Below are 20890 nucleotides of genomic sequence, written 5' to 3'. Positions count from 1 at the left end.
CGGTTGGCCCGAGGATGGCGGCCATGACGATGACTTCCGGATCCCACCGCACCGAGCCGTCCACCTCCGCCGACGAGCGGGGGATGCTGGAGGGCTGGCTGGAGTACCACCGCGCCACCCTCGCCTGGAAGTGCGCGGGCCTCGGGGAGGAGGAACTGCGCCGCATGCCGCTGCCGCCCTCCGAGCTGAGCCTGCTGGGCCTCGTACGGCACATGGCGGAGGTGGAGCGGTACTGGTTCCGGGAGATCATGCTGGGTGAGGACCTGCCCGATCTGTACAGCACGCGGGAGGACCGGGACGGCGACTTCCACTTCACCGCGCAGGACACCTTCGCCGAGGCGGAGCAGGTGTGGCGGACCGAGGTGGAGCGGGCCCGGGAAGCCGCGGCGGGCCGATCGCTGGACCTGATGTCGAAGCCGGAGAGCCACCACCGGGGCGAGGCGTTCAGCCTGCGCTGGGTCTACACCCACATGATCGAGGAGTATGCCCGCCACAACGGCCACGCGGACCTGCTGCGCGAGCAGATCGACGGCGCCGCGGGCGTCTGACGCCGGTCCGGGCGAGGCGTGTTCGGAGGACGCGGCGTCACCCGTGCGGAGTGAATATCGGCTCCGGGTTTCCGCAACGGGGTCCTCGCACAGCAGAGTTGCGCGAGTGCACCCAACCCGAACCACGACGAAGCTGCTGCTCTCCCTCGCCTGCGCCGTCTCGGCGGTGTCCGGCTGTGTGACTGTGAGCCCCGCCCCGATGCAGCCGGCGGGCGCGCCCGGAACCGCGGGCGCCCTGCCGCAGCACGAGCCGCGCGGTGGCCCGGGAGCGGCTCCGGTGGAGGTCCAGGCGCCCGCCCTGGAGGCCCTCAAGGCGCTGCCGCTGCAGTCCGGGCTGCCCACGGCCTCGGCCCCCGCGGGCCGCAGCCCGGCACCGGGCGCCTCGGCGGGCACGGCGGCAGCGGTGGAAGCGGCCGCCGGGGAGGCCCCGAAGGGCGTGCCGCCGGTCCCGGACATCCCCGAGCCCCGCGGGGTCGCGAAGCCGGCCCCGGGGAGCAAGGCGAACCGCCCCGATCCGCTGGATCCGAAGGCCGGGGTGCGGCGGGGGCTGGCGGAGAAGCTGCCCGTGCGGCCCGCCGACGTGTGCGCGATGGGCCACAAGCACGGCCGCTGGGCCCCGGACAGCCCGGAGGCCCGGATCTGCGAGGGCGTCCACGGCGGCTGACGCTCCCGCCTGCCCGCGGGGTCCGGGCGGTTCGGGCCGGCCCGGTAGGCCCGGAAGACCCGGGAGGCCCGGGAGGCCCGGGAGCCGGGAGGCCCGGTGGGCTCGGCGCAGGCCCTCGAGGCGTCGCAGGGCCCTCGCCGGGTGTCAGGGGTGCTGCTCCGGGAACGGCCGGGGTCCCCCGCCCGGTTCTCCGGCCAGCAGCCGCTCCAGGCGCGCCAGGGCGGCCCGTACGCCGTCGCCGTACCCGTACCCGTCGTCCGGGAGCACGCCGGCGGCGGCCCAGGCGCGGGCCAGGTGGACCCGCGCCTCCTCGGGCCGCCGGAGCTTGAGGTAGTCGGCGGCCAGGCTCAGGTGCAGGGAGGGGTAGAGCACCCGCACCGCCGGTTCCGGCTCGTCCGGCGGACGCTGCCGGTCCCCGGGCGGCCCGGCAGCCCCGGCCCCTGCCTCCGGCCCTTCGCCCGGCCCGTCCCCCGGCTCCGCCTGCGGCCCGTCCCGCGGCCCCCAGGCGGCGGTCAGGGCGCGCAGGTCCCAGGCCAGCTCGTCGGCGGGGTCGTCCTGGGCGTCGGCCATGTAGTGCGCGAGCGTGCACCGGTGCAGGCTCGCGCCGTCCTCGCCGAGCTCGGTCCACAGGTCGCGGAGCCGGTTGCGGGCCTCCTCGCGGTCCCCGGCGTGCAGCAGGATGACCGCCTGGCCGATCCGGGTCATGACGGCGTCCTCCGACGCCTCCTGCTGCTCGGTCACCGCGGCCTCCGGCTGGGTCTGCCAGACCTGCTCCGGTCTGATCGTCACGACGCTAGCCGGAGGTGCGGCCCGCGGAACCGAGGCGCGGTCGGCGCTCAGCCCAGGTCCGGGATCCGCCAGTCGATCGGCTCATGCCCCTGCGCGGCGACGGCCTCGTTGATCTGCGTGAAGGGCCGGGAGCCGAAGAACTTCTTGGCCGACAGCGGGGACGGGTGCGCGCCCTTGACGACCACGTGCCGCTCCTCGTCGATCAGCGGGAGCTTCTTCTGCGCGTACGCGCCCCACAGCACGAAGACGGCCGGGTCCGTGCGGTCGGCCACGGCGCGGATCACCGCGTCGGTGAACTTCTCCCAGCCCTTGCCCTTGTGCGAGTTGGGCTCGGCCTCGCGGACGGTGAGCACCGCGTTGAGCAGCAGGACGCCCTGCTCGGCCCACGGCATCAGGTAGCCGTTGTCCGGGATGGGGGTGCCGAGCTCCTCGTGCATCTCCTTGTAGATGTTGCGCAGCGAGGGCGGCGTCTTGACGCCCGGCCGGACGGAGAAGCACAGGCCGTGGCCCTGGCCGGCGCCGTGGTAGGGGTCCTGGCCGAGGACCAGGACCTTCACCTTCTCGAAGGGGGTGGCCTCCAGGGCCGCGAAGACCTGCTCGTGGGGCGGGTAGACCGGCCCGTTCGCCCGCTCCTTCTCGACGAACTCGGCGAGCTCCTTGAAGTAGGGCTGGTCCAGCTCCCCGCCGAGGACGGGGAGCCAGGACTCGGGCAGCATCTGGGTCACGGCGACAACCTCCGGTAGTACAAGTCTGCGCAACTGCGTGGTGCGACAGCTCAAGAACCTACCGGTGCCCACTGACAGCGCTTCACCCGCCGGGGTCCGAAGACCCCGGCGCAGCGGCTACCAGCTGGTCTTGCGGTACAGCTCCCACATCTGGAAGACGGTCTGCGGGTCCAGCGCCCGCTCGGCGCCCGCGATGTCCTCGCGTGCGGCGACGTACAGCTTGCCCTGCCAGAGCGGCAGCAGCCGGACGTCTTCCGCGAAGATCCGCTGTGCCTGCTCGAACTGCTGGACGCCGGCGGCGCGGTCGCTCTCGCGGCGGGACTTGGGCAGCAGGTCGGTGAGGATCTCGGCGGACTCGTACGGGGTGCCGACCGCGTTCTCCTTGCCGACGAACGGCGCGATGAAGTTGTCCGGGTCCGGGAAGTCGGGGAACCAGCCTCGGCCGAAGACCGGGTACTGGCCGTTCTTGTAGCCCTCCTGGAAGGTCTTCCAGGGCTGGCTGCGCAGGGTGACCTTGAACAGGAGGCTCTCGTCCAGCTGGCGCTTGATCTCGGTGAACTCGTCGGCCGTGGAGGCGCCGTAGCGGTCGGTGGTGTACCACAAGGTCAGCTCGACCGGCTGGTTGATCCCCCCGTCCTTGAGGATCTTCTTGGCCTTGGCGACGTCGGCCTGGCCGTACTTGTCGTAGAAGGGCGTCTTGTGGCCCACGACACCCTTGGGGACCATCGAGTACAGCGGCTCGGCGGTGCCCTGGTAGACCTTGGAGACGATCGCCCCGCGGTCGATGATCTGGGCGATCGCCTGGCGCACCGGGAGCTTGTTGACGTTGGGGTCCTGGGGGTTGAACACCAGGTAGCGGATCTCGGCGCCGACGTTCTCGACGACCTGGACGCCCAGCGTGTGGGCGGCGGGCGACTGCAGTTCCTTGATCTGCGGGGCCGACAGGCCTCGGTAGGTGGCGTCGATCTCCTTGTTCTTCAGCGCGGCGACCATCTGGGAGGCGTCGGCGAAGTAGCGGATGGTGACCCCGTCGTTGCGGCGGTTGGCGAAGCCGGTGTAGCCGGCGTTCTTGCCGAGGACGGCCTCGCTGCCGTCCTTGTAGGACTCGAGCAGGTACGGGCCGGAGCCGGTGACCTTGCCGTCCTCGCGGACCTTGTCGGCCGGGTAGTCCTTGGGCGCGACCAGCGAGGCGGCGGGCGAGCCGAGGACGAAGGGGAAGGTCGCGTCGGGCGTCTTCAGGTGGAAGACGACGGTCTGCGCGTCGGGGGTCTCGATCTTGTCGAGGCTGCCGAAGAGGTCCTTGGGGCCGACCTTGGAGCCGATGGTCCGGATCCGGTCGAGGGAGTGCTTGACGGCCTTGGCGTCGAGCGCCTCGCCGTTGGAGAACTTCAGGCCCTTGCGCAGGGTGCAGCGGTACGACTCGTTCGCGGAGTCGGTGAACTCGCAGTTCTGGGCGGCGTCCGGCTGGGGCTTGGAGGAGCCCGTGGGGAACGCCAGGAGGGTCTGGTAGACGTTGCGGTACAGCTCCCAGGAGCCGTCCCATGCGGCGGCGGGATCGAGGGTGCTCGGGGCGCTCGTCGTGCCGACGACGATTCTCTTCTCGGCGTCTTTGCTGTCGTCGGAAAGCATGCCGCATCCGGCGAGCAGGGATATGGACGCAAGGGCCGCAGTGATCTGCAGGCTTCTGGTCCGGTTGGACACGTGCACGCTCCTCGATCTGCCAGGGGTGCGGCAAACCCTAGCGCAGTACGTCACAAATCCAATGGGTAGGTTTGGTGTGACACTTGACCGATTTCGCGCCCGTTCGGTACGTATTTGCCTCCCGTCGGGAGGCAAATACGTCCGATTATCGATCAGTGAACTCCGGCATTGAGGAACATTCCTCCGTCAACGACCAGAGTTTGACCGGTGATCCATTCCGCTTGTGCAGATGTAAGAAATGCCGCAGCTCCGCCGATGTCCGCCGGAACCCCCAGGCGCCCGAGCGGGTAGGCCGCGGCGGCCTCCGCCTCCCGGCCCTCGTAGAGCGCCTGCGCGAACTTGGTCTTGACCACGGCGGGCGCGATCGCGTTGACCCGCACGCCCGGCGCCATCTCGTGCGCGAGCTGAAGGGTGAGGTTGACCATGGCAGCCTTGCTCATCCCGTAGGCGCCGATGAAGGGCGAGGCGGAGACGCCGGCGATCGAGGCGATGTTCACGATCGCGCCGCCGTTGTCCTTCTGCCAGGCGTGCCAGGTGCGCTGGGCGAATCCGAGCGCGGAGATCACGTTGGTCTCGAAGACCTTGCGGGCCACGTTCAGGTCCAGGTCCGCGATCGGGCCGAAGACCGGATTGGTGCCCGCGTTGTTGATCAGGAAGTCGATCCGCCCGAAGGCCTCCATCGTGCGCTCGACGGCGGCGGCCTGGTGGCCCTCGTCGTGCGCCTTGCCGGCGACGCCGATCACCCGGTCCGCGCCGAGCTTCTCGACGGCCTCCTTGAGCGCCTCCTCGTTGCGGCCGGTGATGCACACCCGGTCGCCCCGGGCCACCAGCGCCTCCGCGATGCCGTAGCCGATGCCCCGGCTGGCGCCGGTGATCAGCGCGACCTTGCCGCTGTCCGTTCCTTCGTACGCCATGGCTGTGGCCTGCCTCTCGTCAGTTGAGCGGGCCGCCGGCCACGTACAGGACCTGGCCGGACACGAAGCCGGCGGCCTCGCCCGTGAAGAACGCGATCGCGTTGGCGATGTCGTCCGGGTTACCGACGCGCTGGACGGGGATCTGGGTGGCCGCTGCCGCCTGGAAGTCCTCGAAGCCCATGCCGACGCGGGCCGCCGTCTGGGCGGTCATCTCCGTGGCGATGAAGCCGGGGGCGACGGCGTTGGCGGTGACGCCGAACTTCCCGAGCTCGATGGCCAGGGTCTTGGTGAAGCCCTGCAACCCGGCCTTGGCGGCGGAGTAGTTGAGCTGGCCGCGGTTGCCGAGGGCCGAGCTGCTCGAGAGGTTGACGATGCGGCCGAACTTGGCGTCCACCATGTACTTCTGACAGGCCCTCGCCATCAGGAACGCGCCGCGCAGGTGGACGTTCATGACGGTGTCCCAGTCGCTGTCGCTCATCTTGAACAGCAGGTTGTCGCGCAGCACACCGGCGTTGTTGACCAGGATGGTCGGGGCGCCCAGCTCACTCGCGACGCGCTCGACCGCCGCCTCCACCTGCGCGGCGTCCGAGACGTCGCAGCCGACCGCCAGGGCCTTGCCGCCGGCGCGCGTGACGGCCTCGACGGTGTCCTTGCAGGCCGCCTCGTCGAGGTCGAGTACGGCGACCGCCCGGCCCTCGGCGGCCAGGCGCACGGCGGTGGCCGCGCCGATGCCCCGGGCCGCCCCGGTCACGACGGCGACGCGCTGCTCGGTGGTGGACATACTGGATCTCCTCGCCCTTGGAATCCTCTTGGCGGCCGCCCAGGGGTGAGCAACCGCTTAGTAGCTTCAGCTGAGGAGACGCTAGGAGCCCCGGCACCCGGTGTCAACGGCGCCGGGCCCGGGGCTCCGAGGTCGAACGGATCAGCGCACCAACAGGTCGAGCAGCCGTTCCACTTCGGCTTCCGGGTCGGCCGTCAGCCCGGTGTGCACCGGTCCGGGCTGCACCACGGTGCTGCGCGGCGCGATCAGCCAGCGGAACCGGCGGCCCGGGTCGTCGCCCGCCGCCTGGCCGGCCCGCTCTCCGCCGCTGCACACGCCCTCGACCCCGCGCAGGGCGGCCCGTACGCCGGTCACGTCGGCCTCCGGGTCCAGCGCGAGGAGCTTCGCCTCGTCGAGGTGGGTGCGCGCGGCGACGTACGAGCGCGCCCGGCAGTAGACGATCACTCCGGCGTTGAAGCACTCGCCGCGCTCCACCCGGGGCACCACGCGCACCAGCGCGTACTCGAACACGTCCCGCTTGGTCACTCGTTGCCGCTCTTCTGCTTGTCCTTGGTCTTGTGGGGCCACTCGGTGAGGTGGTCGGTCAGCCAGCCCGGCGGCTGCTGCGGGGCCTTCACCTCGGGCTCCATGGAGATCCTCTCGTGGATCGCGGCCGCGCGCGGCAGCAGGGCCGCCACGTAGGCGCGCCGCACCGCGTCGGGCGAGTCGAAGCCGGGCTCGTCGACCAGCCACTCGTCGGGGACGTCGGCGGCCACCTCGGTCAGCAGCTCCTCGGTGACCAGGGGTGCGAGCTCGGCGGCGGCCGCCGCGAAGTCCGGGCCGACGGGTGCCAGGGCGTGGTCGGAGGCGTTGTAGGGCTTGGCCGCGGCGCTCTGCGCGGTGGGCCAGTTGTGGTGCCAGATCATGGTGGCGCCGTGGTCGATGAGCCACAGCTTCCCGTGCCAGACCAGCATGTTCGGGTTGCGCCAGGACCGGTCCACGTTGTTGACGAGCGCGTCGAACCAGACCACGCGGCCCGCCTCGACCGGGTCCACCTGGTAGGCGAGCGGATCGAAGCCGATCGACCCGGGCAGGTAGTCCATCCCGAGGTTGAGGCCGCCGCTGGCCTTGAGCAGCTCCTGCACCTCCTGGTCGGGCTCGGCGAGCCCGATGACGGGATCGAGCTGCATCTGCACCAGGCGCGGCACCCGCAGGCCCAGCCGCTGGGCCAGACGGCCGCAGACGACCTCGGCGACCAGGGTCTTGCGGCCCTGGCCGGCGCCGGTGAACTTCATGACGTAGGTACCGAGGTCGTCGGCCTCGACGATTCCCGGGAGCGAGCCGCCCTCACGCAGGGGCGTGACGTAGCGGGTCGCGATCACTTCGGACAGCATCCGCCCAGGTTACGGCGGTCGGCGCGGAGGGCCCAGGCATTTGTCAGCGCGGCGGTGGTGGTCAGCTCGGCGACCAGGGAGAGGGAGTTGCGGACCACCTCCGCGGTGTAGGCGGCGGGCACGCCGGCGATGGCGTCGGCGGGGACCACGACCCGGTAGCCGAGGTTGACGGCGTCGAAGACGGTGTTCGGGATCGCGATGTTGGAGGAGACGCCGGCGACGACGAGGGTGCGGACGCCGAGATTGCGCAGCAGGGCGTCCACCTCGGTTCCGGCCATCGGCGAGAGGCCGTGCAGGCGGCGTACCACCAGGTCCTCCTCGGCGACCCGGATGGGCGGCGCGATCCGGACCGCCGGGCTCCCGGACAGCTGGCGCACCGGGAGCCGGCCCGCGGCCCGGAACAGCCGGGCGTTGGCACTGGCCCCGCGCCCGTCGGGGCGCCGCTCGGCGACGGCGTGCAGCACCTGTACACCCGCCGTGTGCGCGGCGTCGACCAGCGCCGCCACCCGCTCCAGCATCCCGGAGCCCCGGGCCTCCTCGGCCAGTTCGGGCAGGGCGCTCTCCTCGCCGACGACGCCGTTCTGGCACTCGACGGTGAGCAGCGCGGTGGTGGCGGGATCGGCTCCGGTGGCGGGACCGGCTCCCCCGGCGGGATCGGATCGGGTCATGGCTCCCCCTGGCGTGGCGGCCGACGAGCCCGCATGATTCCTGACACACAGTCAGATGTGAAGGGGTGGGTGCGGTACGGATGGAGCGGACGGGCAGCACAGGCGCGACCCAGCGGCGGGGCCGCCGCATCATGATGACGGACGAGGAGGTCGACGCCTTCCTGCGCGAGCAGCGCACCTGCCGGGTGGCGACCGTCTCGCCGGACGGCCGCCCGCACGTGGGCGCCCTGTGGTTCGCCTGGGACGGCACCTCCCTGTGGCTGTACTCGATCACGCGCAGCCGCCGCTGGTCCGACCTGCGCCGGGACCCGCGGATCTCGGTGGTCGTGGACGCGGGTGAGGCGTACGGGGAACTGCGCGGGGTCGAGCTGTCGGGCCGCGCCTCCTTCGTCGGCGGGGCCCCGCGCACGGGTGAGCCGTGCCCGGAACTGGCGGAGGTGGAGCGGATCTTCGCGGCCAAGAACTTCGGCGTCGCCGAGATGCCGCACGACGGGCGCCACGCCTGGATCCGCCTCGCCCCGGACGCGGTCGTCTCCTGGGACTTCCGCAAGCTCTGAGGGCGTACGCCGGCGTCGCCCGGCGCACGCCGGGGCCGTACGCGCCTCAGAGCCCCGCGGCGACCTCGCGGAGGGCGTCGACCGCGGCCCTGATCGAGGGGCGCCGGTCGGCGTCGGCCCGCCAGACCACGTAGACGTGCCGGCGGACGGCGTCGGACACGGGCAGCAGGCGGACGCCGGGCGGCACCGGGCCACGTCCGAGCCGCGGGGTCACGCACACCCCGAGCCCGGCCTCCACGAAGGCGAGCTGGGTGTGGTGCTCCTCGGCGATGTGCCGGATGCGGGGCTCCACCCCGAGGCCGCGCAGGGTGTAGACGAGCCATTCGTGGCAGAACTGGCCCTCGTTCCAGGAGATCCACTCGTCGGCGGCGAACTCCCCGAGGGAGATGCGCGCCCGGTCGGCCAGCGGGTGGCCGACGGGCACCGCGATGTCGCAGGCGTCGTCGAGGAGGTGGGCCCGGGCGAGCTCGGCCGGGACCGGCATCCGCTTGTTGTGCCAGTCGATGGCCAGGGCCAGGTCGAGGTCGCCGCGCACGACCGCCGCCATGCTCTCCTCGGGCTCCTGCTCGCGCACCAGGGGCCGCAGTCCGGGGTGGGCGGCGGCCAGCGCGGTCAGCGTCCCGGGCAGCAGCCCGCGCATCGCGGTGGGGAACGCCCCGATCCGCAGCTCGCCGACGGCGCGGCCGCGCTGGGCCTCGACGTCGGCCTGGGCCAGCTCCACCTGGGAGAGGATGCGGGCCGCGTGGTCGGCGAGGAGCCGCCCGGCGTCCGTGAGGCGGACCCCGCGCCCGTTCTTGGCCAGCAGCGGCTGGCCGACCTCGCGCTCCAGCTTGGCCATCTGCTGGGACACCGCGGAGGTGGTGACGTGCAGGCCGTCGGCCGCGCCGCTGACCGAGCCGTGGCGGGCGAGGGCGTCGAGGGTGCGCAGGCGCTCCAGGTTCAACATGTAAGCGATGCTACGCCGTCACTCCAAAAGAATCTCGCTTGTCCTACGTAGTTGAGCGGAGCAGAGTACTCCTCATGAGCGCACCCGCCACACCCCGACCCGCGCCGTCGCCGGCCGCCGTCCCCACGCCCCCGCCCGTCCGGTCCATCCGGTCCATCCGGTCCATCCGGTCCGTCCTGGTGGACTGGCGCCTCCGCTTCGCGCTCCTCTCGGTGGTCTGGGGCTTCAGCTTCCTGCTGATCAAGGTGGGCACCCAGGGGTACGCCCCGTTCCACGTCGCGCTCGGCCGGGTGTTCTTCGGGGCGCTGGCCCTGCTGGCGGTGCTCCTGGTCCGGCGCGAGCCGCTCCCCCGGGGCCGGCGCACCTGGGCCCACCTCACCGTGGCCGCACTGCTGCTCAACACCCTGCCGTTCTCGCTCTTCTCGTACGCGGAGCTGACGATCCCGTCCGGCCTGGCGGGCATCTGCAACGCCACCTCCCCGCTGTGGGGGATGGTCCTGTCGCTGGTGGCACTGTCCGAGGACCGCCCGACCCGGCGCCGCGTCGCCGGGCTCGGCCTGGGCTTCCTCGGGGTGCTGACGGTCCTCGGCGCCTGGCAGGGCTTCTCCGGCGTCGACGCCAAGGGCACCGCGTTCGCCCTGCTGGCCTCGCTCTGCTACCCCGTCGGCTGGATCTACGTCCGCCGCACCCTGGCCTCGGTGCCGGGCTCCCCGGTGGCGCTGACCGGCGGGCAGCTGATGATCTCCACGCTCCAGCTGCTGCTGATCAGCTCCCTGGCCACGACGGCGCCGGCGGGACTGCCGCTGTGGCCGACGCTGGCCGTGGTCGCCCTGGGCGCGCTCGGCACGGGCATGGCCCTTCAGATGCAGTACGGCCTGGTGGCCGAGGTCGGCCCGACCACGGCCCAGATGGTCACCTACTTCATCCCGGTCATCGCCACCACGGCGGGCGTCCTGCTGCTGGGCGAGCAGCTCCACTGGAACACCCCGGTCGGCGCGGCGATCATCCTGGCCGGCGCCGCCCTCACCCAGACCCGCCGCCGCTGAGCCCCGCCCGACCGGCCGGTCAGTCGAAGCGGCCGGTCGGGGCGGGGCGTACCGCCGTCGCGAGGGCCTCGGCGAGGGGGGCCACGTCGGCGGCGTCCAGCCCGGACACCGTCACCCGCACGCCCGGCCCCGACTGCACCCGGAACCGGCTGCCCGGCGCCACCGCCCACCCGGCCGCCAGCATCCGCGTCACCACGCCCGTTTCGTCGGCGACGGGCACCCACACGTTCATCCCGCTACGCCCGTGCGCCCGCACCCCGCGCTCCGCCAGGGCCGCGACCAGGGCGTCCCGCCGCTCCCCGTACGAGCGCGCCACCGCGGCCGGGTCGACCAGTCCCGAGGACCACAGGTCTGCCACCGCGTACTGGAGCACCCGGCTCACCCATCCCGGCCCGAGGCGCTGGCGCCCGCGCACCCGGTCCAGGGTCACGTCGTCACCGGTCAGCACCGCCAGGCGCAGGTCCGGCCCGTACGCCTTCGCCGTGGACCGCACCAGCGCCCAGTGCCGGGTGACCCCGCCGAGCGGGTGCAGCGGCACGTCGACGATGCCGTGCCCGTGGTCGTCGTCGATCGCCAGCACCTCGGGGTGGGCCGCCAGCACCGCCCGCAGCTCCGCCGCCCGCCGCCCGCTCACGGCCGCTCCGGTCGGGTTCTGCGCCCGGGAGGTGACCACCAGCGCCCGCGCCCCCCGCCGCAGCGCCTGCTCGACGCCCGCGGCCGACGGCCCCTCGTCGTCCACGGCCACCGGCTCCACCCGCAGGCCCAGCGCCGCCGCCAGGTCCAGCACGCTCCCCCAGCCCGGGTCCTCGACGGCGACCGCGTCCCCGGGGCGCAGGTGCGCGTTCAGCACCCGCTCGATCCCGTCCAGCGCGCCCGAGGTCACCGCCAGCGGCCCGGCAGGCACCCCGTCCGCGTCGAGCCCGGCGCGGGCCGGCCGGGCCAGCTCCGGCGCGACCGGGTCGTGGCCGTACAGGGTCGGCTCCTGCGCGTGGCGTGCCGCGGCCGCGGCCAGTGCGGCATCGAGCCCCGGCAGCAGCCGCACGTCCGGGTTGCCGGACGCCGCGTCGCGCGTGCCCGGGGGCATGGCAGGGCGCAGCTCGTCCCGGGGGGCGGTGGCCGGCCGGCCCCGCACCCGGCTGCCGCGCCGCCCGTCGGTCTCGATGACCCCGCGCTCGCGCAGCGTGCGGTAGGCGGCGGCCACGGTGTTCGGGTTCACCCCCAGCTCGCCGGCGAGCTCCCGCATCGGCGGCAGCAGCGTCCCGGGCGGGAGCGCGCCCGATCCCACACCCGTCTCGATGCTCGCCGCGATGTCCGATGCGCGGCGCCCTGCGATCCGATACTCTCCTAGCACAAAGCCTATTATGCACTAGTGCAATGGAGTGCGCCATGACCGCTACGACCGGGACCGCCGAGACCACCGGAACCTCCGGGAGCACCGAGTCGGCCGAGGCCGCCGAGGCAGTCGGTGCCTACGAGCCCTCCGACCGCACCGTCCCGAGCCGCTCCCGCGAGCGGGCGCGCTACGACCGCGCGACCGTCCACGCGATACTCGACCAGGCCTACGTCTGCCACCTCGGCTTCGTCCGCGACGGCGCGCCGGTGGTCCTGCCGACGCTGTACGCACGGGTCGGCGAGACCCTGTACGTCCACGGCTCCACCGGCTCGCGCCCGCTGCTCGCCGCGGGCCGGGCCGACCCGGGGCTGCCGGTCTGCCTGACCGTGACGCACGTGGACGGCCTGGTGCTGGCGCGGTCGGCGTTCCACCACTCGATCAACTACCGGTCCGTCGTCGTGCACGGCACCGCCCACCAGGTGACCGACGAGGACGAGCGGCGCACGGCCCTCGACGCCCTGGTCGACCACGTGGTACCGGGCCGCTCGGCCGACTGCCGGCCCGCGAACGCCCGGGAGCTCGCCGCCACCGCCGTGATCCGCCTGGACCTGGCCGAGGTGTCCGCGAAGCTGCGGACCGGCGGCCCGAAGGACGACCCCGAGGACCTGGACCTGCCCTACTGGTCGGGCGTGGTCCCGGTCGCCCCGGTGCACGGGGCCCCCGTCCCGGCCGACGGCCTGGCCCCCGGGATCGCCGCTCCGGACTACCTCGCGGCGCTCTGAAGCGGTGCGGCGGCGGGCCCGTCAGCGGCGGGCGCACCGCCCGCCGGCCGCCGCGCCTCGGCGGCGATCAGCCCGCCCACCGCGCTCAGCAGCAGTACGGTGCCGAGCACCACCGCACCGGTCAGCCGCTCCCCGAGCACGAGCACGGCGATCACCGCCGCGCCGACCGGCTCGATCAGCATGATCACCGACACCGTCGCGGCCCGCACCGCCGCCGCCCCGGTGAAGTACAGGGCGTACGCCAGCGCCGTCGGCACGGTGGCGATGTACACCAGCAGCCACACCACCCGCTCCGGCTCCGCGGTGTGCGGCAGCAGCCCCTCTGCCGCGGCCAGCGGCAGCAGGCACAGCGCGCCCACCCCGGCCGACCAGGCGGTGGTGACCAGCGGGTCGCCCGCGGCCCCGCGCCGCCCGAGCGCGCGGGCCCGCAGGGTCATGCAGGCGTACCCGGCGGCCGAGGCCAGGGCCCAGCCGACGCCGAGCGGCCGCACCTCCCCGGAGCCCCCGCCGAGCACGAGCACGGCGAGCCCGGCGAGCGCCCCGGCGACGGCGGCCACACCGCCCGCGCCGAGCCGCTCGCCCATCCGGTACCAGGCCCCGACGGCGATCAGGACCGGCCCGGCGCCGAGCGTGACCACCGTGCCGACGGCGAGGCCGGTCTCCTGTACGGCGGCGAAGTACGCGGCCTGGAAGAGCGTGAACAGCAGCCCCGTTCCGACGAGCGAGCGGACGGAGGGGCGGGGTGCGGCCGCCGCGCCGCGGGGCCGGGCCCCGCGTACGGCGAGCACGCCCAGCAGCACTGCGAGGCCGCCCGCGCAGCGCCAGAACGTCAGGGCGAGCGGGCCGAGGTCACTGGCCAGGTACAGGAGCGAGGCGGCGGCACCGGCAGTGCCCCAGGCGGCGCCGGCGACGACGAGGAAGAGGAGGCTGCGCCCGGAAGCGGGCGAGGGATTCGACACGTGGTTCTCCGCGCATGCGTGAAGGATGAATGAGACGGCTCATCGCTTCGCGGGCAGCACGGACCGTCCCGGGAGCCTCCCGGGCCGGGTCCTCGTTCACACGGCGTCGGCCGCCCGCGCTAGGCGGCGGGCGGCGGAAGCACGGTCGAATGCATGCCCGCCACCCTATGCAGTGGTCGTCTCACGGTCCACCGGGAGCGGTGCGGGCCGCTCCGCTTCCTGTGCCGGGGCCGGCGCCGACCGGGCGGTCTGGGCGATGAAGGCTCCGCCCAGCACCAGTGCGCCGCCGATGACCTGCGGCGTCGACAGGTGCTCACCGAGCAGGATCCAGGCGAAGACGGTGGCGACGACGGCCTCCAGGAAGGCCACGACGGCGGCCACCTGCGGGGAGAGGCTGCGCACGGACACGACACCCGTCAGGTACGCGAACACGGTCGCGATCAGCACGACCCAGCCGAGCAGCAGCGGCGCGGGCACCGGCGTGCCGCCCATCAGGGCCTGGCCCCCCAGCACGTGCCAGTCGATCTCCCAGGGGCGGGCGATCGCCGTCATCACGAGCGCGCCGATGAGCATGCCGTACGCGATCACGCCGACGGGGTCGGGCGCGTCGTCACCGTCGGCCCCCTGGTCGGCGAAGACGAAGTAGAAGGCCTGGCAGCAGGCGGCGCACAGGCCGAGCAGCACGCCCAGCGCGTCCAGCTTCAGCCCGGCCCAGACCTCGACCACGCACGCCAGTCCCACCACGGCCACCGCGGCGCCGGCCGCGGCCGCCCGGGTCACCGGCTTGCGCTGCACGAAGCGGATCCAGCCGAGCAGCAGTACCGGCCCCAGGTACTCCAGCAGCAGGGCCACGCCGACGGGGATCCGGGACAGGGAGGCGAAGTAGAAGGCCTGCACGCCCGCGACGGCGACGATGCCGAAGCCCGCCAGCAGCAGCGGTTTGCGGCGCAGCAGGGCCCGGTGCCGCCAGGCCAGCGGGGACAGCACCAGCGCCGCCCCGCCCACCCTGAGCCAGACCATGTGCAGCGGGTCCAGGCCCGCCTCGATCAGCGGCTTGGCCGCCACTCCCGAACCACCGAAGGCGAACGCGGAGACCAGCGCGAGGCCGAGTCCGGCGTTCTTTCCAGACGCTTGCATCGGGCCATCATGGCAGGGCTTGTCATGACCGTCACGACCGAGACACCTGTTGAGACAGATGTGATACCCGCCGTGACCAGGACCTGTTATCTGACGAGCCGTCAGTATTGAATGTTCCGCCCACCGGGGCTACGTTCCGCCGCACATACCCGACGAGAGGGGTGGCCGCATGGCAGAGGTGACCGCGGAATCGCGCATCGAGGCGTCCCCCGCACGGCTCTGGGCCCAGTTGACGGACTGGCCGGCGTACGGCCGGTGGAGCATGACGCACACGAGCTTCCCGAGGGGCGGACCCGAGACCCTCGCGGTCGGCGCGACCTTCGACGAGAACATGAAGATGATGGGCTTCCCCGCCGAGGTCGTCTGGACCGTCTCGGAACTGGAGGAGGAGCGCGTCCTCGCCATCACCGGCAAGGGCCCGATGGGGGTCGCCGTCCTCACCCGCTACACCCTGGTCCCCGACGGCGGGGCCACCGTCGTCCGCATCGACGGGGAGTTCACCGGAGCAGCCGTCTCCCTGATGGCGGGCAAGCTGAAGGACTCCGCCACCGCCGCCCTGAACGAATCGCTGCGCAGGCTCGCCGGCCTGGTCGCCTGACCCCTTCCCGGGACACCTCCCTCCCGGTACACCCGTGCACGGGACACGGCCGCCCCACCACATGCGGCCGCCCCGCCACGTGACGGCGCGCCCCGCGGGAGGTCCCGCGGGGCGCGGCGCGCCCGTCGCCGACCGGCTCAGTGCTCGTCGGCCAGGATCAGGTAGAGCTTCTTGCGGGCGTCGTTGAGGACCGCGAGGGCCTTCTCGCGCTGCTCGGGCGTACCGGTCTTGAAGACCTGCCCGAAGGCCTCCATCAGGCCGATCCCGGCCGTCCGGACCTCGTGCATCGCCTCGAAGTCGAAGCCGCGCCCGGCCTCGGCCCAGGGGGCGTCCGGCCCCGACTCGGCCTCGGTGCGCCCGGCGCCGGTGAGGGTGAAGAGCTTCTTGCCGCCCTCGCTCTCGCTCGCGATGAGCCCCTCGTCCTCCAGCAGCTGAAGGGTCGGGTAGACCGAGCCGGGGCTGGGCTTCCAGGCCCCGCCGCTGCGCTCGCCGATCTCCTGGATCATCTCGTAGCCGTGCATCGGCCGGTCCTTGAGCAGCGCCAGGATCGAGGCGCGCACATCGCCCCGCCGGGCCCGGCCGCGCATTCCGCCGCGCCCGCCGCGCCCGCCGAAGGGGCCGCCCCCGAAGGGCGGGCCGAACGGACCGAAGGCGGCGCGCCGCCCCATGAACTCCTCCCGACGATCGGGCCCGCAGTGCCCGTGGCCCCGGCCGTGCTCGTGGCCGTGACCGTGCTGTCCGCGTGAACGCATGACTGCGCTCCTTTCGCCATCCGTGCTTTCCGGTGCTTCGCGTATCGCTCGTGCGATGTCTCCACTATCGCCAATCGATCGCGATGCGTCAACGATATATCGGAAAGTCCTCGACGAACTGCCTCGCCCAGGCCAATCCTCCCGGATTGGCCTTTGTCCACGATCAAGGAACGGCCCTACTGTCGGGCCATGCGCCTCCGAATCGTCGACGCCTTCACCGACCGCCCCTTCGGCGGCAACCCCGCCGGGGTGCTGCTCCTGGACGACGGCTTCCCCCCGGACGCCTGGCTCCAGCAGGTCGCCGCCGAGGTCAACCTCTCCGAGACGGCCTTCGCCCACCCCCTGCCGCCCGGCGGCGACGCCGACTGGGCCCTGCGCTGGTTCACCCCGACCGCCGAGGTCGACATGTGCGGCCACGCCACGTTGGCCACCGCGCACGTCCTCGCCACCAGCAGCCTCGCCCGGGGCCTGATCCGGTTCACCGCCCGCTGCGGCATCCTCACCGCCGAGTCGGCCGAGGACGGCACCCTCACCCTGGACTTCCCGACCTCCGGGCTGACGCCCGTCGCGCCCGATCCCGCCGTGCGCGCGGCCCTCGGCGCCGACATCAGGTCCGTCCACGACACCTCCGCGCACATCGGCGACCTGGTCGTCGAGCTGGCGGACGAGCGGACCGTACGCGGGCTCACCCCCGACATCGCCGCCCTGCGCCGCTACGCCCGGCGCGGCGTGATCGTCACCGCGCCGGCCGAGGACCCCGCCCGCGGCTACGACTTCGTCTCCCGCGGCTTCTTCCCGGCCTTCGGGATCGACGAGGACCCGGTCACCGGCAGCGCCCACACCGCCCTCGCCCCGTTCTGGGCCGAGCGCCTGGGCCGCACGCAGCTGACCGGACTCCAGGGCGGCACCCGCACCGGCCTGGTACGGGTCACCCTCGCGGGCGACCGCACCCTCCTGACCGGGAAAGCCGTCACCGTCATCGACGGCGAGCTGCTCACCCGCCCCTGAACCCGCGCGGCGCCGACCCCCCGGAACCGGGCCCTACGAGGGGGTCGGCAGCCAGCCCACCTTGCCCGCGAGCAGCGCGTACCCGCCGAAGGCCACGAGGTCGAGCAGGGCGTGCGCGACGACCAGCGGCATCACCCGCCCCCACCGGCGGTAGGCGAGCACGAAGACCGCGCCCATCACCATGTTCCCGATGAAGCCGCCGACGCCCTGGTAGAGGTGGTACGAACCGCGCAGCACCGAGCTGGCCACCAGCGCACCCGTCGGGGACCATCCCAACTGGTCGAGCCGGCGCAGCAGGTAGGCCAACACGATGACCTCCTCCACCACGGAGTTCTGCACCGCGGAGAGGATCAGCACGGGGAACTTCCACCACACGTCCGGCAGCGCCTCGGGCACCACCGTGAGGTTGAACCCGCCCGCCCTCGCCGCCAGGTAGAACGCCAGCCCGGCACTCCCGATCCCCGCCGCCACCAGCGCCCCGTGCGCCAGGTCCCAGCCGGGCCTGGTGCGGTCGAAGCCCAGCGCCCGCAGCCCCGGCACCCCCTCACGGGTCAGCAGGTGGGCGACCAGCAGCACCGGCACCAGCGCGGTGCAGATCCCGAACAGCTGCCAGGCCAGGTCCAGCCAGGGCCGGCCGGGGGCGTACGAGCCGTTGAGCGTGGCGGCCTGGTCCTTCAGGCCGCCGGGCTTGGTCAGCGAGCCGATGAAGCTGATCAGCGACGAGACGGCGCTCGCGCCCAGGGACAGGGCGAGCACGAGCAGCGTCTCGGTGCGCAGCAGGCTCCGCCGTCCGTCCTCGTCCAACGACCCGACCACCGGCTCCGGCTGCGCCCGCACGTCCGACTCCCGTTCCGCCATCCCGTTCCGACCACCCCATACTGCCTCCTCGGCGGCGGAACGGGATCACCGGACGGCGTTCCGGCTGCGGCCGGGCTCAGGACCTCCGGACCGGTACCGGCGCCCCCCTCTCCTGGGCCGGCAGGCCGACCGGCCAGGTGTGCACGGGGTCGCCCTCGTGCATGAGCTCGCTGTAGCGGCGGGTGATCGCGGCGAGCGCCGCGTCCCGGTCCAGGCCGGCCGCGAGCGCCCGGTGGTAGGTGTCCACCTGCCAGGTCGCCCCGTTCACCCGGCGCCGGCAGCGCTCCTCGATGATGCCGAGGTAGTGGTCCCGGTCGGCCCGCTCGATGCCCCAGGCGTCCAGCCCCGCGGCGGCCATCGGCAGCAGCTCGTCCAGGACCAGCCGCACGGCGGGGACGCTGGCCAGGCCGCCGCCGCGGCCGCGGCGCGGCCACCGCAGCCGGGCGTCGATCCCGTACCGGCAGGCCGCGTCGAAGTTGGCCTCCGCCTCGGCGAACGGCAGCCGGGTCCACACCGGGCGCTGCTCATCGGCGAGGGTGCGGACGAGCCCGTAGTAGAAGGCGGCGTTCGCGACGACGTCGGCGACCGTCGGCCCGGCCGGCAGCACGCGGTTCTCCACCCGCAGGTGCGGCACCCCGTCGGCGACCCCGTACACCGGCCGGTTCCACCGGTAGATGGTGCCGTTGTGCAGGACCAGCTCCTGGAGGGTCGGCACCCCGCCCTCGGCGAGCACCCGCAGCGGCTCCTCCTCGTCGCAGATGGGCAGCAGGGCGGGGAAGAAGCGGACGTTCTCGGCGAAGAGCTCGTACACCGACTCCACCCACCGCTCCCCGAACCAGGTTCGCGGCCGCACCCCCTGTGCCTGGAGCTCGGGCGGCCGGGTGTCGGTGGCCTGTGTGAACAGCGGCGGACGCGACTCCCGCCACAGCTCGTGCCCGAACAGGAAAGGCGAGTTGGCGCCGACGGCTATCTGGACGGCGGTCACCGCCTGGGCCGCGTTCCACACATCGGCGAACCGGGCCGGCGTCACCTGGAGGTGCAGTTGTACGGAGGTACAGGCGGCCTCCGGAACGATCGACCCGGTGCTCCAGGTCAGCCGCTCCACCCCGTCGATGTCGAGGAGGAAGTCCTCGCCCCGAAGCATCAGGATCTGCTCGTTCAGCAGCGAGTAGCGGTCCACCGCCGAGAGGTTGGCGGTGACCAGGTCGGAGCGGGTGATCGTCGGCAGGATGCCGATCATCACCACTCCCGCGTCGATCGCCGCGGCCTGCCGGTGCGCATAGCCGAGGCCCGCGCTCAGCTCTTCGGCGAGCTGGTCGAAAACCCGGCCGCCGAGCCGGTGCGGCAGTACGTTCACCTCCAGGTTGAACATTCCGAGTTCGGTCTGGAAATCCTGGCTCGCAATGCGCTCCAGAACCTGGGCATTCACCATTCTCGGCATCCCGTCGGCCCCCGCCAGATTCAGCTCGATCTCCAGCCCCATCATGTTCTTGGGGCGGTCGAACCGCTTCTCCGCCAGAAGCCGCTCCAGTCCCTCCAGGCACTCGTGGAGCTTCCTCCGATACCGCTGGCGATCGGACAGGTCGAATCCGCCCGCCACGACCTTCTCCCCCATCGAAGCGTCCCTCCTCGAGTGGGCATCGCCCGGGCACCCGGACGCGCGTGTACGGTCGATGATGCCCCGGAGGCGAGATCGATAACGCGGCGGGGAGGGGCGGGACGGGGAGCGTGCGCCGGTTTGGCCGAAGGGCGCCATGGCACATTCACCTGGCAAGCATCTGTATGCACATTCCGCATCGGTTTTGCCGGTTCCGGAAAATCGACGCTTTCCAGCCGAGCCCCCGTCAGGTAACCTCCGAGGTCAGCGCGACGTGTTCGCGTGTATCCGGCATGGATGCCATGTCAGCGGGACCGGTAAGGGCCTTGCCTGCAATAGGCGGGGCGGCTAGCCGAAACACTGCGTGAACACATGTCGTATAAACTCCGCAAACGAGGCAGAGAGTTGGCGCGCGGCCATTGCCCCTCAGCCCCCCTCTGACCCCAGAATGCGACAGCGCCGTCCGCATTGCCCCCCGATCCACAGGTCTCCCAAGTGAGAGGCGACCCACCATGCCGCTGCATGTCCCCCCGGCTCCCGCGCCTGCCCTGCGCAGCGTCCTCGCGGCACTCGGTTCCCCCGCAGCCGTCGCGGCGGGCACCCCCGCCCTGCGCGCCGTGCAGGGTCCGCTGACCGCCGAGCTGCCCTTGCCGGTCCACGTCCTCGACCGGCTCGGCATGCCCCAGCCGACCGCCCCGGCCCGCCCGCCCCGCACCCGGCTGACCGGCTGGCGGTTCCTGATCCGCAGCGGCGACCGGCACGTCGCCGCCGCGGACACCCGGCTGACCGCGGACGGGTGGGCCTTCTCCCACTTCTTCGAGGGCCCCTACGTCGCCGCCACCGAGCGGGCGCTGCGCCAGGCGGAGGCACTCGGCAAGGACTACCAGCCGCGGCTGCTGTCCGTACCGGAGCTGTACATGCTGACGCTCTGGCTGCACGGGGCGGTCGGAGCCGATGCCTCCGCCGGGCTGCCGGCGGCCGCGGACCTGCTGGTCCCGCTGGCCCCGGCCCCGCCCGGCATCGCCCCGTACCGACCGCATCCGGTGTCGGAGCTGCTGCCCGTGATGACCCACCGGCTCACCCCGCCGGCCCCGCCGATGAGGCCGCCGCTGGCCGCTCCGGCCGCCTGAGCAGGCTCCCCCCGGACGGCCCAT

Annotated in this window: 23 protein-coding genes; 8 read left to right on the top strand and 15 right to left on the bottom strand. The window is 73.1% G+C overall.

Annotated features, from left to right (window positions below):
• Nucleotides 1–23: 23 nt before the first annotated feature.
• Together AC068A_RS29930 and AC068A_RS29925 are read left to right on the top strand one after the other, a co-directional pair.
• The gene (locus AC068A_RS29930) at nt 24–548 is read left to right on the top strand and encodes a DinB family protein (protein ID WP_478589383.1); all 525 of its coding nucleotides are present in this window, start codon (nt 24–26) and stop codon (nt 546–548) included.
• A gap of 106 nt (nt 549–654) precedes the next feature.
• Entirely contained in the window at nt 655–1212 is a 558-nt protein-coding gene (locus AC068A_RS29925; RefSeq protein WP_478589382.1) for a hypothetical protein, read from the top strand.
• 144 nt (nt 1213–1356) lie between these two features.
• Here AC068A_RS29925 and AC068A_RS29920 read toward each other — a convergent pair whose 3' ends face one another.
• The 8 genes from AC068A_RS29920 to AC068A_RS29885 all read right to left on the bottom strand — a co-directional run bounded on the left by AC068A_RS29920 (nt 1357) and on the right by AC068A_RS29885 (nt 8163).
• On the bottom strand, nt 1357–1953 hold the full coding sequence (locus tag AC068A_RS29920) for a hypothetical protein (protein ID WP_478589398.1): 597 nt from the start codon (nt 1951–1953) through the stop codon (nt 1357–1359).
• Nucleotides 1954–2048: 95 nt separating this feature from the next.
• Entirely contained in the window at nt 2049–2717 is a 669-nt protein-coding gene (locus AC068A_RS29915; protein ID WP_478589397.1) for a uracil-DNA glycosylase, read from the bottom strand.
• Between the two features lie 126 nt (nt 2718–2843).
• The gene (locus tag AC068A_RS29910; protein ID WP_478589381.1) at nt 2844–4433 is read right to left on the bottom strand and encodes an ABC transporter substrate-binding protein; all 1590 of its coding nucleotides are present in this window, start codon (nt 4431–4433) and stop codon (nt 2844–2846) included.
• Nucleotides 4434–4579: 146 nt separating this feature from the next.
• Nucleotides 4580–5341 (bottom strand): SDR family oxidoreductase, encoded by a 762-nt coding sequence (locus AC068A_RS29905; protein ID WP_478589380.1) that lies wholly within the window; start codon nt 5339–5341, stop codon nt 4580–4582.
• A 19-nt stretch (nt 5342–5360) separates the two neighbouring features.
• Nucleotides 5361–6122 carry a 3-oxoacyl-ACP reductase FabG gene (fabG, locus tag AC068A_RS29900; RefSeq protein WP_478589379.1) on the bottom strand — a complete coding sequence of 254 codons (762 nt, stop codon included), beginning with the start codon at nt 6120–6122 and terminating at the stop codon, nt 5361–5363.
• 141 nt (nt 6123–6263) lie between these two features.
• Nucleotides 6264–6647 carry a DUF3037 domain-containing protein gene (locus AC068A_RS29895; protein ID WP_478589378.1) on the bottom strand — a complete coding sequence of 128 codons (384 nt, stop codon included), beginning with the start codon at nt 6645–6647 and terminating at the stop codon, nt 6264–6266.
• Nucleotides 6644–7495 carry a HipA family kinase gene (locus tag AC068A_RS29890; protein WP_478589377.1) on the bottom strand — a complete coding sequence of 284 codons (852 nt, stop codon included), beginning with the start codon at nt 7493–7495 and terminating at the stop codon, nt 6644–6646. The genes AC068A_RS29895 and AC068A_RS29890 overlap by 4 nt, the downstream gene beginning before the upstream one ends.
• Nucleotides 7480–8163 carry a cysteine hydrolase family protein gene (locus AC068A_RS29885; RefSeq protein ID WP_478589376.1) on the bottom strand — a complete coding sequence of 228 codons (684 nt, stop codon included), beginning with the start codon at nt 8161–8163 and terminating at the stop codon, nt 7480–7482. Before AC068A_RS29885 ends, AC068A_RS29890 begins: the two co-directional genes overlap by 16 nt.
• 80 nt (nt 8164–8243) lie before the next feature.
• Here AC068A_RS29885 and AC068A_RS29880 point away from each other — a divergent pair, with 80 nt between their 5' ends.
• Complete coding sequence (locus tag AC068A_RS29880) at nt 8244–8720, top strand: pyridoxamine 5'-phosphate oxidase family protein (RefSeq protein WP_478589396.1); 477 nt, start codon at nt 8244–8246, stop codon at nt 8718–8720.
• A 46-nt stretch (nt 8721–8766) separates the two neighbouring features.
• Here AC068A_RS29880 and AC068A_RS29875 read toward each other — a convergent pair whose 3' ends face one another.
• On the bottom strand, nt 8767–9666 hold the full coding sequence (locus AC068A_RS29875) for a LysR substrate-binding domain-containing protein (RefSeq protein ID WP_478589375.1): 900 nt from the start codon (nt 9664–9666) through the stop codon (nt 8767–8769).
• Between the two features lie 74 nt (nt 9667–9740).
• Between AC068A_RS29875 and AC068A_RS29870 the strand changes: the two genes are divergently transcribed.
• Nucleotides 9741–10712, top strand: a complete 972-nt coding sequence (locus tag AC068A_RS29870; RefSeq protein WP_478589374.1) for a DMT family transporter — start codon at nt 9741–9743, stop codon at nt 10710–10712.
• Nucleotides 10713–10731: 19 nt separating this feature from the next.
• Here the strand turns inward: AC068A_RS29870 and AC068A_RS29865 are convergent, their stop codons facing one another.
• Entirely contained in the window at nt 10732–12063 is a 1332-nt protein-coding gene (locus AC068A_RS29865) for an aminotransferase class I/II-fold pyridoxal phosphate-dependent enzyme (RefSeq protein WP_478589373.1), read from the bottom strand.
• A 35-nt stretch (nt 12064–12098) separates the two neighbouring features.
• Between AC068A_RS29865 and AC068A_RS29860 the strand changes: the two genes are divergently transcribed.
• On the top strand, nt 12099–12827 hold the full coding sequence (locus AC068A_RS29860; RefSeq protein ID WP_478589372.1) for a pyridoxamine 5'-phosphate oxidase family protein: 729 nt from the start codon (nt 12099–12101) through the stop codon (nt 12825–12827).
• On the opposite strand, the gene AC068A_RS29855 is transcribed toward AC068A_RS29860, so the two are convergent.
• The gene (locus tag AC068A_RS29855; protein WP_478589371.1) at nt 12809–13786 is read right to left on the bottom strand and encodes a DMT family transporter; all 978 of its coding nucleotides are present in this window, start codon (nt 13784–13786) and stop codon (nt 12809–12811) included. The genes AC068A_RS29860 and AC068A_RS29855 overlap by 19 nt on opposite strands.
• Nucleotides 13787–13951: 165 nt before the next feature.
• Nucleotides 13952–14923 carry an EamA family transporter gene (locus AC068A_RS29850; protein ID WP_478589370.1) on the bottom strand — a complete coding sequence of 324 codons (972 nt, stop codon included), beginning with the start codon at nt 14921–14923 and terminating at the stop codon, nt 13952–13954.
• A 169-nt stretch (nt 14924–15092) separates the two neighbouring features.
• Here AC068A_RS29850 and AC068A_RS29845 point away from each other — a divergent pair, with 169 nt between their 5' ends.
• A complete protein-coding gene (locus AC068A_RS29845; protein ID WP_478589369.1) occupies nt 15093–15521 on the top strand; it encodes a type II toxin-antitoxin system Rv0910 family toxin in 429 nt (142 codons plus the stop codon).
• A gap of 137 nt (nt 15522–15658) precedes the next feature.
• On the opposite strand, the gene AC068A_RS29840 is transcribed toward AC068A_RS29845, so the two are convergent.
• A complete protein-coding gene (locus AC068A_RS29840) occupies nt 15659–16273 on the bottom strand; it encodes a PadR family transcriptional regulator (protein ID WP_478589368.1) in 615 nt (204 codons plus the stop codon).
• 189 nt (nt 16274–16462) lie between these two features.
• Here AC068A_RS29840 and AC068A_RS29835 point away from each other — a divergent pair, with 189 nt between their 5' ends.
• A complete protein-coding gene (locus AC068A_RS29835; protein WP_478589367.1) occupies nt 16463–17281 on the top strand; it encodes a PhzF family phenazine biosynthesis protein in 819 nt (272 codons plus the stop codon).
• 33 nt (nt 17282–17314) lie between these two features.
• Here AC068A_RS29835 and AC068A_RS29830 read toward each other — a convergent pair whose 3' ends face one another.
• Together AC068A_RS29830 and AC068A_RS29825 are read right to left on the bottom strand one after the other, a co-directional pair.
• A complete protein-coding gene (locus AC068A_RS29830; protein WP_478589366.1) occupies nt 17315–18139 on the bottom strand; it encodes a CPBP family intramembrane glutamic endopeptidase in 825 nt (274 codons plus the stop codon).
• A 76-nt stretch (nt 18140–18215) separates the two neighbouring features.
• Nucleotides 18216–19754 (bottom strand): glutamate-cysteine ligase family protein, encoded by a 1539-nt coding sequence (locus AC068A_RS29825; protein WP_478589365.1) that lies wholly within the window; start codon nt 19752–19754, stop codon nt 18216–18218.
• A gap of 494 nt (nt 19755–20248) precedes the next feature.
• Here AC068A_RS29825 and AC068A_RS29820 point away from each other — a divergent pair, with 494 nt between their 5' ends.
• Nucleotides 20249–20866, top strand: a complete 618-nt coding sequence (locus AC068A_RS29820) for a hypothetical protein (RefSeq protein ID WP_478589364.1) — start codon at nt 20249–20251, stop codon at nt 20864–20866.
• Nucleotides 20867–20890 lie beyond the last annotated feature (24 nt).

This window comes from Streptomyces sp. NPDC043854, from assembly GCF_056436005.1.
This window is presented reverse-complemented; position numbering and strand designations above follow the sequence as displayed.